Annotated in this window: 20 protein-coding genes; 8 read left to right on the plus strand and 12 right to left on the minus strand. The window is 42.4% G+C overall.

The features are described from left to right. Nucleotides 1–33: 33 nt before the first annotated feature. The 5 genes from NG22_RS06945 to sdaAB all read right to left on the minus strand — a co-directional run bounded on the left by NG22_RS06945 (nt 34) and on the right by sdaAB (nt 5,993). Nucleotides 34–1,455 (minus strand): anthranilate synthase component I family protein, encoded by a 1,422-nt coding sequence (locus NG22_RS06945; RefSeq protein ID WP_053405066.1) that lies wholly within the window; start codon nt 1,453–1,455, stop codon nt 34–36. 331 nt (nt 1,456–1,786) lie between these two features. Next, a complete protein-coding gene (locus tag NG22_RS06950; protein ID WP_082305012.1) occupies nt 1,787–2,197 on the minus strand; it encodes an META domain-containing protein in 411 nt (136 codons plus the stop codon). Nucleotides 2,198–2,446: 249 nt separating this feature from the next. Next, nucleotides 2,447–3,775 (minus strand): efflux RND transporter periplasmic adaptor subunit, encoded by a 1,329-nt coding sequence (locus NG22_RS06955; protein WP_053405068.1) that lies wholly within the window; start codon nt 3,773–3,775, stop codon nt 2,447–2,449. A 24-nt stretch (nt 3,776–3,799) separates the two neighbouring features. Continuing rightward, on the minus strand, nt 3,800–5,299 hold the full coding sequence (locus tag NG22_RS06960) for a TolC family protein (protein ID WP_053405069.1): 1,500 nt from the start codon (nt 5,297–5,299) through the stop codon (nt 3,800–3,802). A gap of 19 nt (nt 5,300–5,318) precedes the next feature. Further along, the gene (sdaAB, locus tag NG22_RS06965) at nt 5,319–5,993 is read right to left on the minus strand and encodes an L-serine ammonia-lyase, iron-sulfur-dependent subunit beta (protein WP_053405070.1); all 675 of its coding nucleotides are present in this window, start codon (nt 5,991–5,993) and stop codon (nt 5,319–5,321) included. A gap of 69 nt (nt 5,994–6,062) precedes the next feature. On the opposite strand from sdaAB, the gene NG22_RS06970 reads away from it, so the two are divergent. From NG22_RS06970 to NG22_RS06980, 3 genes are all read left to right on the plus strand, one after another. Beyond that, on the plus strand, nt 6,063–6,869 hold the full coding sequence (locus NG22_RS06970) for an aminotransferase class IV (protein ID WP_053405071.1): 807 nt from the start codon (nt 6,063–6,065) through the stop codon (nt 6,867–6,869). A gap of 81 nt (nt 6,870–6,950) precedes the next feature. After that, nucleotides 6,951–7,235: a hypothetical protein gene (locus NG22_RS06975; RefSeq protein WP_053405072.1), complete on the plus strand. Its 285-nt coding sequence runs from the start codon at nt 6,951–6,953 to the stop codon at nt 7,233–7,235. A gap of 225 nt (nt 7,236–7,460) precedes the next feature. Next, a complete protein-coding gene (locus NG22_RS06980; RefSeq protein WP_053405073.1) occupies nt 7,461–9,767 on the plus strand; it encodes a patatin-like phospholipase family protein in 2,307 nt (768 codons plus the stop codon). 374 nt (nt 9,768–10,141) lie between these two features. On the opposite strand, the gene NG22_RS17765 is transcribed toward NG22_RS06980, so the two are convergent. The 7 genes from NG22_RS17765 to NG22_RS07010 all read right to left on the minus strand — a co-directional run bounded on the left by NG22_RS17765 (nt 10,142) and on the right by NG22_RS07010 (nt 17,999). Beyond that, entirely contained in the window at nt 10,142–10,288 is a 147-nt protein-coding gene (locus NG22_RS17765) for a hypothetical protein (protein ID WP_157600903.1), read from the minus strand. A 72-nt stretch (nt 10,289–10,360) separates the two neighbouring features. Then, a complete protein-coding gene (locus NG22_RS06985; RefSeq protein ID WP_053405074.1) occupies nt 10,361–12,967 on the minus strand; it encodes a malectin domain-containing carbohydrate-binding protein in 2,607 nt (868 codons plus the stop codon). A gap of 110 nt (nt 12,968–13,077) precedes the next feature. After that, nucleotides 13,078–14,319 (minus strand): hypothetical protein, encoded by a 1,242-nt coding sequence (locus tag NG22_RS06990; protein ID WP_157600904.1) that lies wholly within the window; start codon nt 14,317–14,319, stop codon nt 13,078–13,080. After that, nucleotides 14,316–14,936, minus strand: a complete 621-nt coding sequence (locus NG22_RS06995) for a hypothetical protein (RefSeq protein ID WP_157600905.1) — start codon at nt 14,934–14,936, stop codon at nt 14,316–14,318. Before NG22_RS06995 ends, NG22_RS06990 begins: the two co-directional genes overlap by 4 nt. A gap of 704 nt (nt 14,937–15,640) precedes the next feature. Beyond that, nucleotides 15,641–16,126 carry a DUF4494 domain-containing protein gene (locus NG22_RS07000; RefSeq protein WP_053405077.1) on the minus strand — a complete coding sequence of 162 codons (486 nt, stop codon included), beginning with the start codon at nt 16,124–16,126 and terminating at the stop codon, nt 15,641–15,643. A gap of 69 nt (nt 16,127–16,195) precedes the next feature. Then, nucleotides 16,196–16,618 (minus strand): DUF1573 domain-containing protein, encoded by a 423-nt coding sequence (locus NG22_RS07005; RefSeq protein ID WP_053405078.1) that lies wholly within the window; start codon nt 16,616–16,618, stop codon nt 16,196–16,198. After that, nucleotides 16,602–17,999 (minus strand): ATP-dependent RecD-like DNA helicase, encoded by a 1,398-nt coding sequence (locus tag NG22_RS07010; protein ID WP_053405079.1) that lies wholly within the window; start codon nt 17,997–17,999, stop codon nt 16,602–16,604. The genes NG22_RS07005 and NG22_RS07010 overlap by 17 nt, the downstream gene beginning before the upstream one ends. A 72-nt stretch (nt 18,000–18,071) precedes the next feature. On the opposite strand from NG22_RS07010, the gene NG22_RS07015 reads away from it, so the two are divergent. The 5 genes from NG22_RS07015 (at nt 18,072) to NG22_RS07035 (ending at nt 21,061) form a co-directional block, all read left to right on the plus strand. Continuing rightward, the gene (locus tag NG22_RS07015) at nt 18,072–18,563 is read left to right on the plus strand and encodes an NUDIX domain-containing protein (RefSeq protein WP_053405080.1); all 492 of its coding nucleotides are present in this window, start codon (nt 18,072–18,074) and stop codon (nt 18,561–18,563) included. A 77-nt stretch (nt 18,564–18,640) separates the two neighbouring features. Beyond that, entirely contained in the window at nt 18,641–19,228 is a 588-nt protein-coding gene (locus NG22_RS07020) for a hypothetical protein (protein ID WP_072159046.1), read from the plus strand. A gap of 4 nt (nt 19,229–19,232) precedes the next feature. Then, complete coding sequence (locus tag NG22_RS07025) at nt 19,233–20,126, plus strand: DUF3822 family protein (protein ID WP_072159047.1); 894 nt, start codon at nt 19,233–19,235, stop codon at nt 20,124–20,126. A 33-nt stretch (nt 20,127–20,159) separates the two neighbouring features. After that, nucleotides 20,160–20,615 carry a pantetheine-phosphate adenylyltransferase gene (coaD, locus tag NG22_RS07030; RefSeq protein WP_053405083.1) on the plus strand — a complete coding sequence of 152 codons (456 nt, stop codon included), beginning with the start codon at nt 20,160–20,162 and terminating at the stop codon, nt 20,613–20,615. A gap of 5 nt (nt 20,616–20,620) precedes the next feature. Next, the gene (locus tag NG22_RS07035; RefSeq protein WP_053405084.1) at nt 20,621–21,061 is read left to right on the plus strand and encodes a hypothetical protein; all 441 of its coding nucleotides are present in this window, start codon (nt 20,621–20,623) and stop codon (nt 21,059–21,061) included. Nucleotides 21,062–21,255 lie beyond the last annotated feature (194 nt).

Raw genomic sequence — 21,255 nt, forward strand, 5'->3', positions numbered from 1 at the left:
CGTTTCTTTTTCAAAAACCCAAAGGTTATACTCTTATCGTCCTACTTGCTCTGCCGTCTTAATCGCTTTTCTCAAAGCCGCCAGCTTATTATTCACTTCCTGCAATTCCGACTCCGGCACCGACTTGGCCACCACGCCGGCTCCTGCCTGATAATACAGACGGTTCGCCTTGGACATAAAAGAGCGAATCATGATCGCATGATTGAAATCACCATTGAAGCCCATAAACCCGATCGCGCCACCGTAGTAACCTCTTCGGTTGGGCTCATATTCATTGATCAGCTTCATGGCCATATGCTTGGGCGCTCCGGAAAGTGTGCCCGCCGGAAAAGTATCCGCTGCCATCTGATAGCCTTCACCCTGATCCTCCAATTTGCCCGTCACCTTAGAAACCAGGTGAATCACATGACTATAAAACTGTATTTCTTTAAAAACTTCTACCTTCACCTCATCCCCGTGACGGCTCAAATCGTTTCTGGCCAAATCCACCAGCATCACGTGTTCGGAATTTTCTTTAGGGTCGGCAAAAAGCTTGGTCGCCAATTCGGCATCGCTTTTATCATCTCCGGTACGACGAAAAGTCCCGGCAATCGGGAAGATGGAAGCCTGCTGATCTTTAATCACCAACTGGGCCTCGGGCGAGGAACCAAAAATTTTGAAGCTTCCGAAATCAAAAAAGAATAAATAAGGAGAGGGGTTGATCGATCTCAACGCACGATACACATTAAATTCATCGCCCTGAAATCCGGTGCTGAATCTTCTGGACAATACAATCTGGAAAACATCGCCCCGCATGCAGTGACCTATTCCTTTCTTCACTACCTCCACATATTCCTCATCGGTGAAATTCGATTCCTCATCATGCTCCGAATTGAATAAGTAAGTCGGCAATGCCTGGGCCTTCATGATAGCGATGATATTGTCCAGACCGGCGCCATCATACATACCTTCCGGCTCATGCTCGAAGACATACAAGTCGTTATTGAAATGATTGATGGCGATCACATACCGATAAACACGGTAGATCATCTCCGGCGCATCATAACCCGAAGGCTCATTTTCACTAAAATCCAGATCTTCATACAGCGTTACAGCATCATAGGCCATATAGCCGAATAGGCCATTGGAAATAAATTTCTGATCCTCCTGCTCCTCCACCTCAAATCCGGCCGCAAATTCTTTCAATTTAGCAATGGCTTCGCCCTTATTGCTGACATTAAATTCCTGTAAAGGACGATTGGGCTGCCGAACCGTGGCTATCCCATTCCGAACCCTGAATTCCGCCACCGGATCACAGCACACATAGGAAAAACTGTTGTCCGTTCCGCGATAATCGGAACTCTCCAACAAAATACTTTCTGCATACACATCTCGCAGACGAAGATAAACACTCACCGGAGTTACGGTGTCTGCCAACAAGTGGCGGAAGCGGGTATTGAGCTTTATTCTCTCCATGAAAAAAATCCGGATTTTGATCCTTATAATATTGCTTAATAATTTATTCAATTTTCACAGCACTACAGCCAAACCGTTCAAAAATTCGCATAAAAAAAAGGCTTACCGTTCTGATGAACAGCAAGCCTCTTTATATCGATTGGTTTAGTTTAGTACTAAGCGAGCGAAAACTTTGGCAATACACGGCTGTTCATCTTTCTTTCGTAAAGATGCCACCACCATGCTGTATGTACCATTGTTGTTTTCATATGTCGCTAAGGTATTGAATATTCTTTTATTTCAAAAAATATTTACAAAAAAATACGCAATTCCGATACTAAGCTCAAATTAATTATTGCTTTTCGAAGATCATTTCAACACTTTCTTCTTCATTGGTCAAAACCAATTTTCCTTTTTTCATCTCCAACTGATTGATTTTATACCAGTTTTTCAGGAAAATCACCTCTTCCGGTGGTTGTGCCATCATGGTAGAAGGCCCCATGCCGAATTTAATTTCAGCCCCCTTTAATTCGTAAGGACCGGAAACAGAATTCGCAGGACGTACCTGAAATTTATTCCCTTCACGGAAAATTAAAGGCACAGGAGGAACGGTCTCCAATTTATCAGCATCCTCTCCTTTGAAGGCTACCATTACCCACTCCCCCTCCAAAGCCGGAGCTTCAGCACTTTTACTTTGCTTTCCTGTGGTGCAGGCCATCATGACCACACCCAGCATCATCAACATCAAAAAGTTTCTCATCATGCTTATTTAATTATATATGCAGTTATGGATTACCCTTTACAAAAACTGTTCCAGCTGATCTAACAATAATGCTATAAATCCACTAAATATAACAGAGCTCAACTTTAAAAACTTTAAGTATCAAAAGATGAAACAGATATGGTGGGCTTAAATTTTTAAAATAATGGAAATAAATTTTTCATGGGCCAAATCTGCATAAAAAAAGACGTCTCAATTAAGAAACGTCTTTTTTTATCGATTCAGACGGGATTAAGATTCACCCTTATCTTCTTTATTTTCCTCTTTTAACCGGACAGCCTGCCCATCATTTAAACGACGCGCCACTAACTGATAAGGACCGGAAATCACCTCATCGCCCTCTTCCAGCCCTTCTAAAATTTCAATATAGTCAAAATCCGAAATGCCGGTTTTCACTTTAACTTTCAAAGCTTTACCCTCTCTCATAACGAATACTACTTCTTCCACTTCCGTATTTTTCTTACTCCCGGAAGAGGCCTCAATCGTATCTTTGGCGGAACGTGTAGTGACTGCCGCTAGTGGGGCCATCACGATATCTTCCTTCACTGAAGTAATGATTTCCACCGAGGCGGTCATTCCGGGACGAAAAGGAAATTCCGCATCCTCTCCTTCCATCAAATCGGCATAGGAATCGTTCAACACCCGTATTTTAACTTCAAATTCCGTAATGGCATCTGCCGAAATTTTATCCTTGGCCGTATTGGCAATAGAAGTCACGATTCCCTCAAATTTCTTTCCCAAATAGGTATAAGAATCCACCGTGATGATGGCCGTATCCCCTTTATGCACCCGGATAATATCATTTTCATTCACATCTACTCGCGCTTCCATAGAAGAAAGATCCGCGATTCGCAGCATCTCCGTACCCGCCATGGTTTGGGTTCCCACTACCCGCTCTCCTTTCTCAACATCCAGCTTGGTCACTTTCCCATGCATAGGAGATACAATTTTGGTCAATCGTAAATTCTCCATGGCTTCATCCAAAGAAGCCTTGGAAGATTTAACGATAAACTGAGAAGCTTTCACATTTTCCTCACTGGCAATAAGATCTTCTTTAGCGGCTAAAAATTCTGCCTCCGCCCGCTGGAAATCGGCATCCGAAGCCACCTCTTCCTCATGCAGCTGTTTCTGACGTCCGAATTCCGCCTCTGAGCGAACAAAATTGGCTTTGGACTTTGCCAGATTGGCCCTGGCCACCGCCAGATTAGCCATTTGCTGATTATAAGAAGCTCTCGCACGATCTACGGCAGAGATAAAGTTATCCGGTCGAATTCTTAATAAAGGTTGGTCCTTTTTAACAGAATCCCCCTCCTGAATATCCAATTCAATAATTTCACCCGAAACTTCAGGGGAAATTTTCACCTCCACCACCGGTTGAATCATGCCTGAGGCACTCACCACTTCAGTTATCCGACCTAATTTCACCTTTCCGGTTTCCACCTCCAGACCTTCTTCACTTCCAATCAAACCTGCTTGTTTCAGACCCAGGACGCCAAGTACCAATACAACCACTATCAGGGAGAGGAAGCGCCAATCTGTAAATATTTTATTAATTTTCATGATGTTCGATTAATGTTGGAGTGATTATAGGACGATGGGTTGACCAAGATAAAATTCTAAAAGCTTTAATTTATAGATATAGTCATATTTTGCACGCACCATTTCGGTATTGGCGGTAAAAAGACTATTGGAGGCAATTTGAAACTCTACACTGTTGGCGGCTCCGGTTTCAAATCTTTTCTCCACTACACGGAGATTTTCTTCCAGTGCCATCACGGATTTTTGGGCCGCATCATAAATTTTGACGGCAGAATAGGCCTCATTATAGGCTTGTTCAATATCCTGACGTAATTGTGTTTCTACTTCTAACACATTCAATGCGGCGATATTTTTCTGGATTTTAGCCCTTTGGTAATCTCCGGAGCGCTTGAATCCTTCGAAAATAGGAACGCTCAAATTTAATAAAACCTCATTAGACCAGTTTTCTCGGTATTGAGTTCCCAGATTAATCGTTCGAAATTCCCCATCTTCAAAGGTGACTTCCTGTATGGGAATAACGGACGGTAAACCTACTTCATCAGGAAGACTACTGGCATCAATAAAATACTGCTCAGATTTTTTAGGAGAAAACTCTCCTGACCCTTCAATGAGTTCCTTATTCTGATCGGAATAGTTGGTATACGAACTACCTGAAAGGGAAAGTACCGGCATCATATTCCCCTTCGCTACTTTCATTCCCAGCATGGCGCTTTCTTCTCTTTCCCGGGCGGCGGTCACCTGAGGCTGTGTCCCCAAAGCAATGCCATACACCTCTTCGACTGATTTTTGAATCCAGGGATATTTATTGGCGTCCAGTTCGGGGATATCAATATCAAAACCAGTTTCTACCGGCTTTTGCATGGCCTGCTGCAATTGCAGCAGCGCAAAGCGCACATTATTTTCCTGCTGGATCAGTTCCGCTTCATTACTCGCCAAAGTAGATTGCATCTGCAAAAGCTCCGTGCGGGCAATCGCTCCCACTTTCACTTGTTTTTCTAATTGTTCTACCTGAGTTTGGGTGGTGGCTACTTTATCTTGCGAATTACGTAAAACCTCTTTATTAAAAATAACATTCATGTAAAGCTGTGCCACCATCAGGGCTACATCATTTTTAGCGGTGGCCAATTCGCTATCTGCCACCTCCACATTGTTGCGTGCCTGCTTTATGCTATTGTTGACCTGAAATCCGGCATAAATCGGAATGCTGGCATTAAAAAACAAACCGTTAGTCTGAATTCGTTGTTGCGTTGGAACGAACTGGTTGGTCGTCCGGTCAATCGAACGCCCCCAGGCATTACCATAGCGTCCTCCACCGGTGACCGAAGGCAATCGACTTCCTTTGGCCTGTTTCAAACCAATTTCTGCATCCTGCCTGTTGAGCATCTGCTGCTTAATGGACAAGCTGTTCGTCAACGCGTAATCCAAACATTGCTGCAAATCCCAGATGGAATTTTCCACCGCCGAATCTTTCAGCGGTTGGGCTTGCAGGAAAAGCGCACTACATGAAAGTAATAAAAGTAAAGGCAAACATTTCCAGGTCATCATATAATAGGTAGTTAAGAGTCTAATCAATGATCGGTACGTAAAGTACCTCTTTCACCCAATCCAGGCTCGCCAGATATTGGGTGGTCAGCTCCCGCAGCGGGGAATCCATTTCAATCACCTGACAGGCCAGATCTGACTTCCCTCTTCGGGAGACCGTCATATTAGCGATATTGCAATGATCATGGGATAACACACTGGAGATAAAAGCAATGGATCCCGGCACGTCATCCGCCAAAATGATCAGCGTATGCAGGTTGGCGGAGAAATTAGCGGAAAATCCATTCACCTGTACGATGGTAATTACACCTCCGCCACGGCTTTCACCCACTACTTCCACTTCCTGCTCTCCGGCACGCAGCAATAATTTGATGGTATTCGGGTGCATGGTGGAAGCATTCCCCACTGACTTAAAATGATACTCCAAACCAGCTGTCTCTGCATGGTCAAAAGCATTTTTTATGCGTTTATCATCGGTTTTAAAATCCATTAAACCCGCAATAATGGCACGATCTGAACCGTGCCCTTCATAGGTGCGGGCAAATGAATTATAAAAGGTGATCTCTGCATATTCAGGTTTTTCACCCAAAACACGGATTGCAGCACGGGCAATTCTCACAACACCAGCGGTGTGGCTACTAGATGGCCCAATCATTACCGGGCCGATCATATCAAAAACACTACTTCTTTCTGCCATAATATCAATGAAAATCTTATTAATTTGGCCGATCTAAAACCTTTTTTATATAATCGGTAAAATAACGCTATGAAAGTCCTTTTTAATCATCAAATACTGGAAGCCCATCAAGTCAAAATTCCCTGGTACGACAGAGGGTTCCAGTATGCGGATGGCATTTTTGAAACAATCATCGTAAAAGGAGGAATAATTCAATTCTGGGATTACCACTTAGAAAGGTTAAAAAATGGACTTCAATGTTTGAAATTAGAAAATTCCCCTCAATCTACGCCCATTGATTGGAAGGAAAAAACCTTAGAATTATTAAAAAATAATCGATTGGAGGATGCCCGAATCAAGATCATGGTTTGGAGAAAATCAGGCGGTCTTTATACGCCTCAATCCAAGGACTTTGATTTCCTGATCAGTAGCCAGCAATACAACGATTTATCAAACTCTTCCATTAACCAATGCGGCATCAGCCAGGAAGTACGGTTAGGCAGAAGCTCTTTCTCTCATTGCAAAACCATAAATGCCCTCCCCTATGTCATCGCAGGCATGGAACGAAAAGAAAAACAGTGGCAAGAAATTATCCTATTAGACCACTTTGGCCACATCAGCGAATGTGGAAGTGCTAATATTTTCTGGATGAAAAACCAAACGGTATATACGCCCTCTTTGGAAAGTGGTTGTATCGCAGGGGTGAGACGAGCGGCCTTGGTGGATCAATTGCGAAAGGCAGATATACCGGTAGTTGAAGGGCTGTTTGCTCCGAAAAGCCTGTTTGGTGCGGATGCCGTCTGGAAAACCAATGTAACCGGAATTGTCGCCATCACACAAATTGAAAACCACCTTTTCCAGCAAAACCTTCTCACCGTTATTAAAAACTTGTATTAATCCAAGGCCTTTCATTTCCAGCAAACGAATCGCGACAGGCATCGTTATTATTGATAGGAAAGGAAACTAACGCTAAGTATTATGCTCAATAAAGAAACTGCTTTAGTCTGGAAACTGGTCTGCATGGATGAAAAAACCATTCAAGACTGGAAAAAACAAGCCGCGGCTGTGGACAATGACGCGGAATTGTTAAGTAGCAAAATCCGGGACTGGCTGACCAATATGAGTCAGAAAGTAGACCGGGAAGCGGAAGATGTCGAACATCAATTTGTAGAAGAAATGGCACAGGTGGTAGACTGGGATTTAATTTCCCGATCTATTATTTATTCTTTACAACCTCCTGTACCCAAAGAAGAAGTCAACTAAGCGGATTAAAGTGTATAAAATAAGTCTTTTCCATTTTGGACTATAAAAAATGGAACCAATATACTGTTAATTTATTCCCTTGGATAGATTTATTGAATCTGTCCGTACATGCTAGGGGTGAAATAAGCAAGCCTGTTGTTCATTCAGCAGGCTTTTATTTTTTTCTATTTTATTGTAAAGCATTGGGAAAGCTTCGATATTTAAAAATGCAATCGAATAACCCATATGCCAAAATATTATACCCTCCTTGTTTATTTCCTTTTCCTCCCCATTATTCTTTTTGGAAAGGATAAAAACACCGCTGAGCGACCTAAAATAGGCCTGGTTTTAAGTGGCGGTGGCGCCAAAGGTCTCGCGCACATTGGTATCCTAAAGGCAATGGAAAATGCCGGAATCCGCCCGGATTACATCACCGGCACTTCTATGGGCTCACTAGTCGGTGGATTATACGCCATCGGTTACAGTGCAGATGAAATTGAAACGATCGTAAGTGGCGTAGACTGGGAAAAAGTACTTTCTAATAAAATTCCTTTTCGAAATGTGGTGGTGGAAGAAAAGCCCTATTACAATCGTTTTATGATTGACCTGGTCTTTGATGGAAAAAAACTCAGCCTTCCGGCAGGAGTGCTCCAAAGCCAACAAATCAACCAATTGCTTTCCACGCTCACACGAGGCGTTCACAATATTGAGTCCTTTGATGATTTCCCCATCCCCTTTCGCTGTGTAGCCTCTGATATTGTGAAGGGCGAAAAGGTCGTCCTGGACTCCGGTAATCTGGCGCTTTCCATGCGTGCTTCCATGGCGATACCGTCTATATTTACACCCATTGAAATGGGAGACCGTATTTTAGTGGACGGTGGACTTATCCGGAATTTTCCGGTGGATGAGGTACTGGAAATGGGGGCAGATTATGTTATTGGGGTATTGGTAGCTCAGGATCTACTTGATCGAAAGAATTTAAAATCTGCCACTGGTATTCTTTTCCAATCTGCCTGGATGAATGGCGTGTACGACACCCGGGAACAAAAAAAGAAATGTGATATTCTCATCACTCCAGACCTGATGGAATTCTCTTCTGCCTCCTTCAGTAAAACACCTGAAATTCTGAAAGTTGGAGATCACTATGGCGCATTATATGCTGAGCAATTTCAGACACTAGCAGATAGCCTGGGCCTATACCCCAAACAAAATAACTTAAGAAAGCCTTCACTGAAAGAGGAATATAAGATCACCGAAATTGATTTGGATCCCAATTTAAAGCGTAATCAGGAATTATTGGAATCCACTATAAGAATGAAAAAATCTAATGAATGGTCCATTAATGAAATTAATAATGAACTTACGCGCCTTTACGGAACATTAAAATTTTCCAGTTTAAATTTTGAGATTGAAGACGCCAATAAAACGAATGGGGATGCCATAAAAATCATTGGACAGGAAAGCCCTCCTGGCCGCTTATCTTTTAGTCCGAACTATTCTTCAGAATACCGCGCAGGACTTGTATTTAACTTTTCCTTATATGACTTCCTTGCTCCTTCTTCCCGATCACTAGCGGAATTGAATTTATCAGAGAACCCTTATGTCCACTTAAATATGCTTAAAAGTATTGGCAAAAGTAATCGTTTTGCGCTGTATGCAGATATCAATGCGGTGCAAAATCCTTTACCCCGATATAATGAAAAAGGACATAAAACGGCCCTGATGACGGAAACCATTTTTCAGCCCCGGGTCGGGCTTAGGACCACCGGCACCTTCAGACATACTTTTGGGCTGGATTTTGGGGCCAAACTGGCCAATCAGTCTCCCACCATTGCGGATGAAACCCTTCGGATTGTGAATACACTGAGTTACACCAATATGGAGTATCGTTTTTACTACAGCTACAACAGCCTAAATAAACGGTATTATCCCTCATCCGGAGCCTGGGTACACTTCAGCACCATAGTAGGAGAAGGGGTCGAGCGCATTAAATTTGACAATGAGGCGGTTAGTGATATAGTGGAAGAGCAAGTCAATCTAAGCGAATTTGTCACCCTTTCTGAAATTGCTGTCTCCACTTTTGGATTTGACCAATATGTGCAATTCAATGATAACCTTTCGCTTCAAATTGGAGGAAATTTGGGCTTCTCCTACAATACCAATCAAAATTTATTGAATTCCCTTTACGTTGGAGGCTTTTACCCCAGAGAAGAGAACTCCATTCCTTTTTGGGGATTAAGCCTAAGAGAAATCCCGGTGGAGAACCTGGGAATTGCACGCCTGGGGATTCAATATGGATTCCAGAACAAATTATTCCTCAAACTGATGGCTAATTATGGAAAGATGAAGCTGGTGGATTCCTTTTTAGTCTCAGACCTTAACCCACAGCCCGACCCATTCATTTTGGAACCTAATTCACAGGAATTTGAAGCTTTTGGGGTAGGTGGAGAAATTGGATATTTAACGCCTTTTGGGCCGATCTCGTTTCAAAGTGGAAAAGTGATTGGCAACCGCCGCATCACCAGTAATATTATTATTGGTTTTTGGTTGTAAAGATAAAGGCCACCTCCCCCTGGAAGGCAGCCCACCCTTAATCGACAATCATTAATCTTTGAGATTCCTGTTCTTTTCCATCGATCCGATACCGCACCATATAAGTAGGCTGTCGAAAATCCTTTAATGTGAGGTAATCAACCCCTGTTTTGATCACGCCAGAGTCATTCATCAGGAAGAAATCAGCTACCTGTCCGAAATATTCGACAACCTACCATATAAGTACCATTTTCCTAACCATAGGGAAATAAGTTGACCCGAAGCAAGATGTCCACCATTGAAGTGATTGGCAACCGCCGCATCACCAGCAATATTATTAATGGTTTTTGGCAGTAAAGATAAAGGGCCACCTCCCCCTGGAAGGCAGCCCACCCTTAATCGACAATCATTAGTCTTTGAGATTCCGGTTCTTTCCCATCAATCCGGTACCGCACCATATAGGTGCCATTTCCCAGACCATAAGGAAATAAATTGACCCGGAGCAGGATGTCCACTATTGAAGTGATTGGTAACCGCCCCATCACCTGCAATATTATTATTGGTTTTTGGCAGTTAAAATAAAGGGCCACCTCCCCTTGGAAGGCAGCCCACCCTTAATCGACAATCATTAATCTTTGAGATTCCTGTTCTTTTCCATCGATCCAGTACCGCACCATATACGTACCATTTTCCAGACCATAGGGTAATAAATTGACCCGGAGCAGGTTGTCCACCAATGAAAACAGGGAGGAATCCACTATTCGTACTTTACCATCCAGGGACAGAATCTGCATAGCAAATTCGGATGGATCATTGATCTCTATATTAAAGTTTACATAATCCTTGGTAGGATTAGGGAACATAATGGCTTGATCTTCCAGAGAAAATTCCGCATTAATGGTTTGCAAAAAGCCCAGAGTCCATAATTCATTCACAGGACTGGCATTGGTCACTTTGATCGCAGAAATCTTGGCATTATCCGCACAAAGGTTTGTTTCACCCCCGTCTACATAAAAACGTAAATTCAATTCCTGGTCCTTTGCCTGCACAATGAACCTTTTCACCAGCGCCTGATGACTTCCGCCAGCTTCTCTGAAAATATCCAAAGCCTGAATCACCTGTTCGCCTTCAATGTCTACGTTAAAAAATCGGTTACCAGGCGCATCCCAGTACACTTCCGTAAAGTGCAACTCTACCTGATAAAAACGGTCTGCTTCAGCCGGAATCGCATAAGAAAAATCTTTGCCAAACCGTTCGGTCAAATACAATTGTGGGTCCTCCGTCCCTTGAATCGCCACATTTCCGCCCAAACTAAATGGCCTCCCACCTTCGAAATATTTATCCGCAGAAAACAAATCTCCGGAAGAAGCAATGTATCCATCCACCGCATTAGCATTAATCAAAGTGCCTGTTTGAGGCGGATCCTGATTGAAGCTTTTCACAAATTTCATAGCGGAAAGCTTTGGGTTGCCATCCACTCCGGAGGGAAGATTTACCGGTTTTTTAAATTTTATTCTCGTAATCCCCTCGGTGGCTTTGAAATTGAAATTTTCCACGGCAGCTTCAAAGGGCTTACCCGCCTTGCCGATAATATCATAATTTTCAAGAATCCTTTGATCGTTGAGGTATACATCAAACAATCGCTTACCCGCGGCTTGATGAAAGATCTCCGCAAAATAGAGCGTCAGCTCATAATTTTGCCCCACTTCCGTATTTAATCGGTATTCAAATTCACCGTAGCGCTCTGACCAAAACAGCTCATCCAAATCCGTATTGCCAATCTCCGGTCTGGACACATCCGTATAACTTCCTCCCCCACGTGCAAAATTGTCCGGTTCAAAAAGTTCGAAATCATCCGTTAAAACAGGCTGAACGCCACTGGCATTTAGAAAGACTCCCTCCCTGATTTGTTCCGGAATGACCGTCACCGCATTGACCATGGCCAAGCCCGGGCTCCCCTCTTCCTGCACAAATCGAATGTCCAGCATATCATCCTCCGAAACCACTTCCAGCACTACCTGATGAGCAATCGCCCTACCTCCGGCCTCTTGAACTACATCAAAATTTTCATAAACCTCAAAGCCATCCAACCAAATATCAAAGACACGCTCTCCTACCGCATCATACTCCAATTCGGCAAACTCCATGATTACCCGATACCGAAGACCAGACTCTACCGGGATTTTATAAGAAAAATCTTCCCCTTCCCGAAATTCCCGCAAAATACGATCCTCTATGGTTCCGGATATCAGCCGATATGGGAGTTCTTTCAATGCTCCGCCATAAAAAAAACGATCTTCCTCAAAGTGCTTTCCTTCATCGGAGAAAAAATTCTGCAAAGAACCGGCATTCAGGTATAAGGGGTTTCTTAAATTCCGATTGTTACTTTCTTGAATTACCTCTATGGTGAAAGTATCTTCTATTACCTGATTACACTCACTCACCATCCGCATGGCGACTTCATGGGTTCCAATTCCAAATTTAGTTCCGGAAGGAATGGACGTCTCCACTATGGCTTCTTCAATGCCCCAATAGGCTTCCGCATCGAAAAAAACTACTGTACCCGAAGCGTCTCGGGTATAAACTTTATATCCGCGAGGATAATAGGGTTCAAAGATTTTTTCTCCGATCACCTGTATGATCTGCACCCGCTCCGTGGTATTCCCATCATAATCATAGGCGGTCCAGGTGCGAAAAACGCGGGTGGTGTTACAATCAACTTCCTCGGCTTTATCGGTATAACAAAGTCCGCGAATCTCTGTACATTCATCCGCAGCGGTGGGCTTAAGGGTAACATCCGGTGAAACCGACAAATTCCAATGCTTGGGATCCAGGCGGGGAACATCAATATCTTCAGGAAAGGAGGTAAACACCGGTCCGGTATTATCATCAGAAGAAAAGATCTGAACAGTATAGTCCCCTTCAAGGTCTAATTGATCGGTAACTTTTAGGAAGTAATACCCATATGACAGGCCATCAAGGGAAGTCGTTCCCTCCAAAGGGTTACCCATTTCATCCACCCAATCATATTGATAAGGAGGTAGTCCTCCTTTGACTTCTACTTCCACAAAACCTGTTTCTTTTCCACAGGAAGAATTGCCAAAGGCTACCTGCTTGATGGTAATGGGTTCAATGCCTGCATAGGAGTGAAAATTAAGTGCAGGCCAACTAATGACGACAAAAAGAAATCGTATAAATAACGAGCGTAAACTATTTTTCATGATGTCGATGGTTAATGATGCGATTAGGGTTATATGTAAATAGACTTGTATTTGCCTCCCTAAGATTATGCTTTAGGATAAAGGATAATTCTTCAATACAAAGTCTATTATTACCTGACCAAAAGAGTGATCTGCTCCCGTGGGGCGTAAACCAAAGTACCTTTGGGTATAAAAAGGAAATCCCCGGGGATGACGTTGGAATAGAAAGTATCATCCACCAAATCTTCCTGATCAAAAAGAATTTTCCTTTTGCCCTGCCAAAAATCATAACAGTAGAATCCACCGTTATCTTCCTTATTGATGACCTCCAGCAAAACGGACGCATTTTTGAAATAGGAAAATACGCACTGCCCATCTTCAACCATCAAAAATGCTTTATGGGATTCGCCTGAAAGATTATGGACGGATTGAAAATCCACCTGCATGGCCGACTCCTGATTGCTAAAGGGTTGAGGAGGATAATAGGAAGGAAACAAAAAGCTTCCCTGAATCTGCTCCATACAAACATTAAAAAGGGCATTGAATTCCGTTGGACTTATTCCCTGCCCATAATAATGCAGGACCTGATGAACCAACATTTGATTAAGCTTAAGAGTAAAGCTTTCCAAATCTATCTGGCGCTGATGGTATTGCGCGAAAAAGCGTTCATAGACCAAACTACGCATAATCACTTTTCGGGCATACTTTTCCGCATGTTCCCCTATTCCATTATAGGCGCGAATTCCATCAAATTTATTGTCAGCTCCATATTCTTTTTCAAGTTTCAAAAAATCAAAAGTAAAGCGAACCATATCGCGGACCGAGCGAAAATGATGCTGCCCCTTGCGGTCAAAATAAAAATACTTGCTCCAAAAGGCCTTATCTTGTTGCAATAGAATACGAGCGGTGGGCTTGTACAATTGCCCAAGGCCAATACTATTCCCCCTATCACCTAAACTTTTAGGATTAAAAGCAGATTCGGTATAATGCATGGCCAGCACCACACTCAAAGGCGGAGCATCCTTTCCATATTGCTGATATGCGCGCCAGGCCTCTTCTTCATACAATTGCACTAAATCCGAAGGAACCATACCGACGCTGAAAGGGTAATTCCGGTTCTTAAGTGCATAACAATGTCCCTCTCCTGATTCCCGGTAAAAAATCATTTTATTCGGGATAGTAAATTCCTGAGGAACGCCATTTTCCTTCAGGGATTCCTGCCTTTTTTTCAATGACTTTTCAAGAGCCCACTGTTGCTCTTCCTCTAATAATTCAAAACGAAAGGTTTCCCTAGCAAACTCAAAGGCATTCGCCCCGGCCACTGAATGGAAACTTACTACTATCGATATTAAGAGTAGAAAACATCGCATCATTTTAAATTTGGAGTGAATACAAAATTTAAGCTAATGGCATTCTGATGACGATGCAGCGCATGCCCACTAAGGGACTGCAATGCATTGGAGTATATTTGTTGTTGATAAGTGAGCTCCACGGCTGATAATCCACTGAAAGCCCAACCCAGCCCCATATTGGAAAAAGCAGTCGCTCCCCAGGCCGCTGTATGACTATCCGGTGCAATGGCACGCATTTCATAGCCTGCTAAAAAATAAAGGGGCTGATCCGGAATAGGGTGAATTACCAGCGTCAAAGGGACCCCAAACTGAAAGCTATTTTGGGTGATAGGCTTTTCGAAATTATCCACCACCAAAGGAATGATTTCATAGGACCGATAGGTCCCAAAACCCAAAAAACCTCCCGTTCTCAAAGCAAGCCGATCAGCCACATTCCACTGGCTCCCCATGGCAATGCCCATTCCTAATTGCCCCACCTGCCCTGTCAGGGATTCTGTCCAAGCAAAAGAATTGGCCACTGAAATCGCCCCCCAGGCACCAGAAGTGCTCCGGCAGAAGCCCTTTTGAAATTTGGCCCCACCTGCCATAAGCGGGCTACTCAAAAGAATAAGTAAGAAAAGTGGTAAATATTTCTTCATACGGCTAGGTTAGGTTGGTTTTCAAGCTAAAAACTACACACCTAACCACCTGAATGTAAATCGGTTTGATCCCTAATTTAGAAATTGACGAACAAGTAGGAATTCTTTATAAACGTTCATTTTTTCAAGAGTCTCTTTAAATAAAAGACGCTTCAGAACACCAATTTCACCATTCTATTAGCTTACCCCTATTATAAACACCAAATGCGCATGTAAGCTATCGCCACCAACTTCAGTCAAATACAGTTGATAAGCTCCAAAAAACTATCAGGAACACTCTATTTCTTACCTTAAAACTGCTTTGTGGAAAAAAATCCATTTCTTAGCCTCAATTATTCATCGCTAAATTGAGAGCCCTTAGTCGAAAAACTTACCCTCCTATTATTACAAGTATTTTTCTTTAATTTTAAAAAGCCCCAATATGGGGATGCTTGCTTTCTCCTCTTTCATCTGCTTCGTTGCAAAAAAAATCGAAGTAGAAAACTATTCCTTCATTTTTCCCGCCCTGCAGCTTAACGAGGATTGTAGCATGAATAATCCGGGTTAAAGCCTCAATAATCCTGGCTAATTTTAAGGACAAGAATTTTGGGCATAAAAAAAGCTGCCAACTTTCTGTTGACAGCCTTTTTTATAGTATTTCAAAGCCTGCATTCGGCTCTAAAAACGGTATGGTTTAAAAATGCTCATCATTTTGAGCACCGGTTTTATTCCGCCTCTTCTGTTTTTTCTACAGGTTTAAAACCCTCAGGAACTCTTTGATCCGGACTTTTGTATTTGAATATTTCTACAATCGGAGTTTCTGCAATTTCCGGAATTTGAAAGGGCACCAACATAGAGGAAAGGCTTTCCTGAATACGCTCATAGGCCTCTTTTACATTTGCTGCGGAAACGATCATAATATTGGAAACTTTCTTCTCTTTTTTAGCCTCCTCATCAATCATTACATAGGTCACCTTACATTTGTGCCAATTGTCCGTATCTGGATATTCAAAAACGTCCACAATTCTACTTTTGGACATATTGGTTACCTGAAATTCTCCCCGAATCACAGAACCCAGCTCCTCATGGATACGAGATTCCGCTTCAGTAAAAGACAGGGCATCTACCAGATAGGCCTCAGAGATGTTTTTCAAAATACCTTTATCGTCTTCCTTGCGATATTTTACCTTACAAAGAAACCAGTTATTCATAAATATCTTTAATTAAAATGTATGCTTATTCAAGGGCATGCAAGATAGAAATTTTTCCCATCAATGAATTTAATTTTCCATTTCTTTCGGGACCACCTGTCCACTTAACCGCAAAACCTTATAACCCTCCACTACATTACAAACCACCCGAATCAATTTATTTTGCCGACCCACTTTGCCGGTTGAATTAAACTTCACTACAATTTTCGACTTCTCTCCGGAATAAATGGGATCATGCGGCCATTCTGGAATGGTGCAACCGCAGGTACTCATCACCTTGGAAATAATGAGCGGCTCCCCGCCCTCATTCACCACCGCGAAGGCCACTTCTATTTCCTCTCCCTCGGTTATTTCACCGAAATCCACCACCTCATTTTCCCACTTTACTATTGGATGCTGCTGGGCCAAAACCGCCGAGCTGAAAACTAGCATCCAGAAAATAATCCATGCACTTTTCATGATGATCTTCTTTTGGTTAAAAGAACTTTTCATTAAAATTCATCAAAAACAATTCCTCACTGGCGCGGGTAACAGCCGTATAGAGCCAGCGTAGCCATTCTGCATTTACCTGATCTTCCCGCAGGTAGCCCTGGTCCACGAAAATGGCCGGCCATTGCCCACCCTGTGCCTTGTGACAGGTCAGGGCATAGGCAAATTTCACCTGAAGGGCATTCAAATAAGGATCCTTCCGAAGGGCCTCTCGGAATGTTCTTTCAGAACTTTCGTCCTGATAATCGAACTTTACCGCTTGCTGCAATTGCTGAAATTGCTCTTCGGTCAATGCCGGGCTGTGCGTATACAAGGTATCCAAACATACCATAGCATCAAAGGGTAATTGCTTCTCTACATCCAATAATCTTAACTGCAAAAGGGCAAATTTCAATCCGTATCGCTCCTCCAGGTTGATCACCTTCATCACTTCCACAAAATCCCCATTGGCCAGAAAACCGGCAGGCGCATCATCCGGAAGAATGGAATAGTTATTTTTGACGATCATCAAAAAATCTCCGGCTTCAATCTCCTCCTCCGCGAAGCGAATCGCCCTGCGAATATATTGATTATACTGAACCGCCGAACGGTTGGACCGGCAAATAATGGCCGTTCCCTCCACCCCAAATTTGTCATAGGCGTATCGAAGACCATCCTCCAGGCGCTCGCCCGTCATTCGGTAAATATCGTCATATCCTCCCACTTGCAACTTAGGCTGGGCACTGGCCCTTTGAATTTCATAGCGTAAACGGGTAGCATTAGTCAAAATGCCGGATCCCTCGGCCTGTCGCACTACCTCTGTCAACTCAAAACTATTGACTTTCAGTCCGTATTTCCCTTCCAGATGGAAAGGCTTCAATGCCGGACTCTCCTGAAAGCCCACCGGGGGCAACTGGGCAACATCTCCTACCAGCAAAAGCTTATTAGAGGGGTCTGCAAAAACAAATTGCAACAAATCAGCAAAAACACTGCTACCACTATAATTCCCTTCATCACTCAGCATGGAGGCCTCATCAACAATAAATAAGGTACGCTTGGCATTATTTTTTTGAAGATCAAAACTAAGCAAACCACTGATTTCATCCACCACCTGCTTATAAATTAAACGGTGAATGGTAAAAGCACGACGGCCGGAATAATTGGCCATCACCTTAGCTGCCCGTCCCGTGGGAGCCATCAATAAGGAGCGGTAAGCGATATAAGTGAGACTTTTGGTAATGGCAGAAACCACGGAGGTTTTACCGGTACCGGCATAACCCCTCAGGATAAACACCTGCTGCTGTTCATTACTCATAAACTCATCCAGCAACTCGAAAACCAATTGCTGGCCGGAGGTAGGCTCATGCTGAAAATGGGTGGATAATAAGGAAGCGAATTTTGCCAAGGAAGAGGTATTTAATTAGTTTCACACAAATTTAGCGCAGAGCGCCGGCAAAACTAAAGATCCTGAAAAAAAATGACCACAGAAGAAGCCATTGTTAAAACCTTTGGAGGAAAGTTGCGCATTCGAGTGAGCGGACTGTTGATAGAAAATGATAAATGCCTGATGATAGAGCACCATAGCATCAATGAAGCAGGCAATTTTTGGGGCCCTCCGGGTGGCGGATTAAATTATGCCCAAAGCATCGATCAAGCACTCAAACAAGAATTCCTGGAAGAATGTGGAATTGAAATTAGCGTGAATCGATTTTTGTTTTTTAATGAATTTTTGGAACCACCCCTTCACGCCATCGAATTATTTTATGAAGTCAAAAAACTGTCTGGCAATATCAGAATGGGCTTCGACCCGGAATTAAGCGCTGATAATCAGATTATAAAAAAATTGGATTATCTTAGGCTGCAGCAAATACAACAACTACCAAAAGGATGTCGGCATTCTTTTTTCGACCGAGCAAAAGACTGGTCTGGCATCCTTGGATTAAATGGTCATTTAAAAAATGATCTTTAAACGCCAAATAAATTGTTTTGTTCGTTGCCTTGTGACCGAATAAACCTTATAATTGCATAAAAAATTAGAGAATAATAATGAACGCGACTAGGATTTTAACACTTGTTTTTGGAGCTGTGGCCATTGGTCTTGCATACTTTCTTTTCTCAGATATCAAGGCCGATATCGATCTGCAGAAAAAAATCAAGGTAACAGAAAAAGCGGTTATCGAACGTTTGAAAACTATCCGTGAGGCTGAAATCGCTTATCAGTCCGTATACGGAGATTATTGTGGTAACTGGGATACTTTGAAGGCTTTTGCGGATACTGGTTCTGTATTTATCATTCAAAAGACAGAGCACATTGAGCAATTGGCTTATGGTGCTGAAAAAGTAACCATTGAAATCGATACATTGGACCAAATTGCTTTGCGTGATACAATCTTCACTGCAGCTAAGTTCCCTAACTTTGATCCAACTAAATTGAACCGTATTCCTGGTTCTTCAAAAGATTTCTCTATTTGGGCTGGTCACGTAAAGAAGGGTAACAACGACGTAGCGGTTTTCGAGGTGAAAGACATCGATCCGGTAGATCCTACTCGTAAAGAAAGTAACCAGATTTACAGCCGTAAGCCGTTAAGAATCGGTTCTAGAACTGACGTAACAACTGCAGGTAACTTCGAATAATAAATTGACTGCTATCAGTACACTGAATTACCAAGAAGTTCATCATATTCAAGACAGCGAGAAACTCGTTATTGATGACTTGCATCACTATGACCTCCTATTGCAGATAGGTCAGCGTGACGTGCAAGCGTGCATCATTGACAGCAGAGATTCTCGCTGTCTTCTTCTTGATGACTTCATTTTACAGGAAAGTGAGACGGAGGAAGATCATGTGGAGAAGATCCGTCAACTAATCGAGGCGCATCACTTATTGCCCGCCGGATTTTGGAAGCGTATTAAAGTGGCCTTTAAGACCAATACTTTTGCTTTAGTCCCTTCTAAGTTTTTCATCCCGGATCAAGCGCAAAATTACCTCTCTCTAGTAGCGCCGGTAGATCATCAAAAAAACCTGACTTTCAGTGCCGCCTGCATGGCCAATCAGGAGGTCATTAATGTTTTCTCTGCCTCACAATTATTGGTTGACTTTCTCAGAAACCAATACCCTCTGAAGGAATTAGAATTTTACCATCAGGGAAATGCGGTGATAAACGGAATTTTTGAAGGATCGAAAGATCAACAGGATCAATTTCACCTTTTTGTGGATCGCTTTTATCTCCATATTGTTTACGTTAACAACGGAAGACTGAAGTTCTATAATCAGTTCCCCATTAAAAGCTTTGATGATTACGGACAATATGCTTATATGGTGATGCAGGAGCAGGAATTGAACCGCCAAGATACAGAAGTACAGATTCACGGATTTATTTCAGCAAATAGTGCTCACTTTGAGAAGTTGAAACAAATATTCCCAAAACTAATTGCGGGGAAACGACCGAAAAACTTGTTTTACCCCTTTTATTTTGATGAATTAGCCGAGAACGCCTATTTCGATATTTTATCGATGAGCCTTTGCAAATAGTAAATTTGCAAAGGCTTTTTATTATTATTGAATATGAAAAAAATCGCCCTATTCCCTGGTTCTTTTGACCCTTTCACCAAAGGACATGAAGATATTGTCAGAAGAGGCTTAGGACTTTTTGATGAAGTGCATATCGCCATTGGGCATAACACCAAAAAGCAAAGACACTTTTCTCTGGATAAAATGATCCCAAAGATGGAGGCTCTTTTTGAAAAAGAACCTCGGATAAAAATCTTCGCTTATGAGGAATTAACGGCCAATTACGCCAAAAAAATCAAGGCGAATTTTATTTTAAGGGGCCTTCGGAACACCACAGATTTCGAATACGAGAACAGTATCGCCCAAGTCAACAAACACTTGAATGATCAGCTGGAAACGGTATTCCTGATTACCTCTCCAGAATTTGCGGCGATTAGCTCCAGCATTATCCGGGAAGTACACAAATACAATGGGGATGTTAGCGATTTTGTCCCATTTCCACTAGATTAGTTTTTATGAAATATTTACTCATCTCAACCTTATTCCTATTCACCGCTTTTTCTGTACCCAAAAACGACAAAGCTTTCGAAATTCATGGCAAACGCATTCAGGTGAATCATGAAATTGGACAAAAGTTTGTAGGGAAATACCAGGGAAAAACCGGAGGTTATTTAATTTTAAATGCCGATGGAAGCGGAACTTATAAATATGATTACGCCTTTGGTTCTTGCTCCAATGAACCCATTCAGATTTCCTGGGGCATGATCAAATCTGAAAATGGAAGCCCGGTGAGTTTCACCCGAAAATACGGAAAGTCCTACCCTATTTTCTTTCAAAGTCAGGATGGAAAAAGATTCAGAGGTTGCCAGGAGGAAGTACTGGAAGATTATTTACTGGTCTATAAAGATGGAAGCATTGAAGTTTCTACTTCTGATGACTGGAAAAAAATAAATTAAAAAAATCCCCAGCCAGCAATGGTTGGGGATTTCTTTTTCGCACTGATTTAAGCCGAATTATTCACTGCCAGATTCAGCCACTTTCTTTAATTAACTAATTATCAGTTTAATACATTCGCGCCGACTGATTTTTTTTTAAAACCTAAATTTGAGCAAGCTTACTTTCTCCTCATTCTTCTGCTTCGTGGGAAAAA

The organism is Persicobacter sp. CCB-QB2, from assembly GCF_001274635.1.
Taxonomy (GTDB): domain Bacteria; phylum Bacteroidota; class Bacteroidia; order Cytophagales; family Cyclobacteriaceae; genus Persicobacter; species Persicobacter diffluens.

What these genes read in the sequence shown, in the direction of transcription:
- NG22_RS06945 (WP_053405066.1), bottom strand. Translation starts at nt 1,455, where the DNA reads ATGGAGAGAATAAAGCTCAATACCCGCTTCCGCCACTTGTTGGCAGAC.
- NG22_RS06950 (WP_082305012.1), bottom strand. Translation starts at nt 2,197, where the DNA reads ATGATGAGAAACTTTTTGATGTTGATGATGCTGGGTGTGGTCATGATG.
- NG22_RS06955 (WP_053405068.1), bottom strand. Translation starts at nt 3,775, where the DNA reads ATGAAAATTAATAAAATATTTACAGATTGGCGCTTCCTCTCCCTGATA.
- NG22_RS06960 (WP_053405069.1), bottom strand. Translation starts at nt 5,299, where the DNA reads ATGATGACCTGGAAATGTTTGCCTTTACTTTTATTACTTTCATGTAGT.
- sdaAB (WP_053405070.1), bottom strand. Translation starts at nt 5,993, where the DNA reads ATGGCAGAAAGAAGTAGTGTTTTTGATATGATCGGCCCGGTAATGATT.
- NG22_RS06970 (WP_053405071.1), top strand. Translation starts at nt 6,063, where the DNA reads ATGAAAGTCCTTTTTAATCATCAAATACTGGAAGCCCATCAAGTCAAA.
- NG22_RS06975 (WP_053405072.1), top strand. Translation starts at nt 6,951, where the DNA reads ATGCTCAATAAAGAAACTGCTTTAGTCTGGAAACTGGTCTGCATGGAT.
- NG22_RS06980 (WP_053405073.1), top strand. Translation starts at nt 7,461, where the DNA reads ATGCCAAAATATTATACCCTCCTTGTTTATTTCCTTTTCCTCCCCATT.
- NG22_RS17765 (WP_157600903.1), bottom strand. Translation starts at nt 10,288, where the DNA reads ATGGGGCGGTTACCAATCACTTCAATAGTGGACATCCTGCTCCGGGTC.
- NG22_RS06985 (WP_053405074.1), bottom strand. Translation starts at nt 12,967, where the DNA reads ATGAAAAATAGTTTACGCTCGTTATTTATACGATTTCTTTTTGTCGTC.
- NG22_RS06990 (WP_157600904.1), bottom strand. Translation starts at nt 14,319, where the DNA reads ATGATGCGATGTTTTCTACTCTTAATATCGATAGTAGTAAGTTTCCAT.
- NG22_RS06995 (WP_157600905.1), bottom strand. Translation starts at nt 14,936, where the DNA reads ATGAAGAAATATTTACCACTTTTCTTACTTATTCTTTTGAGTAGCCCG.
- NG22_RS07000 (WP_053405077.1), bottom strand. Translation starts at nt 16,126, where the DNA reads ATGAATAACTGGTTTCTTTGTAAGGTAAAATATCGCAAGGAAGACGAT.
- NG22_RS07005 (WP_053405078.1), bottom strand. Translation starts at nt 16,618, where the DNA reads ATGAAAAGTTCTTTTAACCAAAAGAAGATCATCATGAAAAGTGCATGG.
- NG22_RS07015 (WP_053405080.1), top strand. Translation starts at nt 18,072, where the DNA reads ATGACCACAGAAGAAGCCATTGTTAAAACCTTTGGAGGAAAGTTGCGC.
- NG22_RS07020 (WP_072159046.1), top strand. Translation starts at nt 18,641, where the DNA reads ATGAACGCGACTAGGATTTTAACACTTGTTTTTGGAGCTGTGGCCATT.
- coaD (WP_053405083.1), top strand. Translation starts at nt 20,160, where the DNA reads ATGAAAAAAATCGCCCTATTCCCTGGTTCTTTTGACCCTTTCACCAAA.
- NG22_RS07035 (WP_053405084.1), top strand. Translation starts at nt 20,621, where the DNA reads ATGAAATATTTACTCATCTCAACCTTATTCCTATTCACCGCTTTTTCT.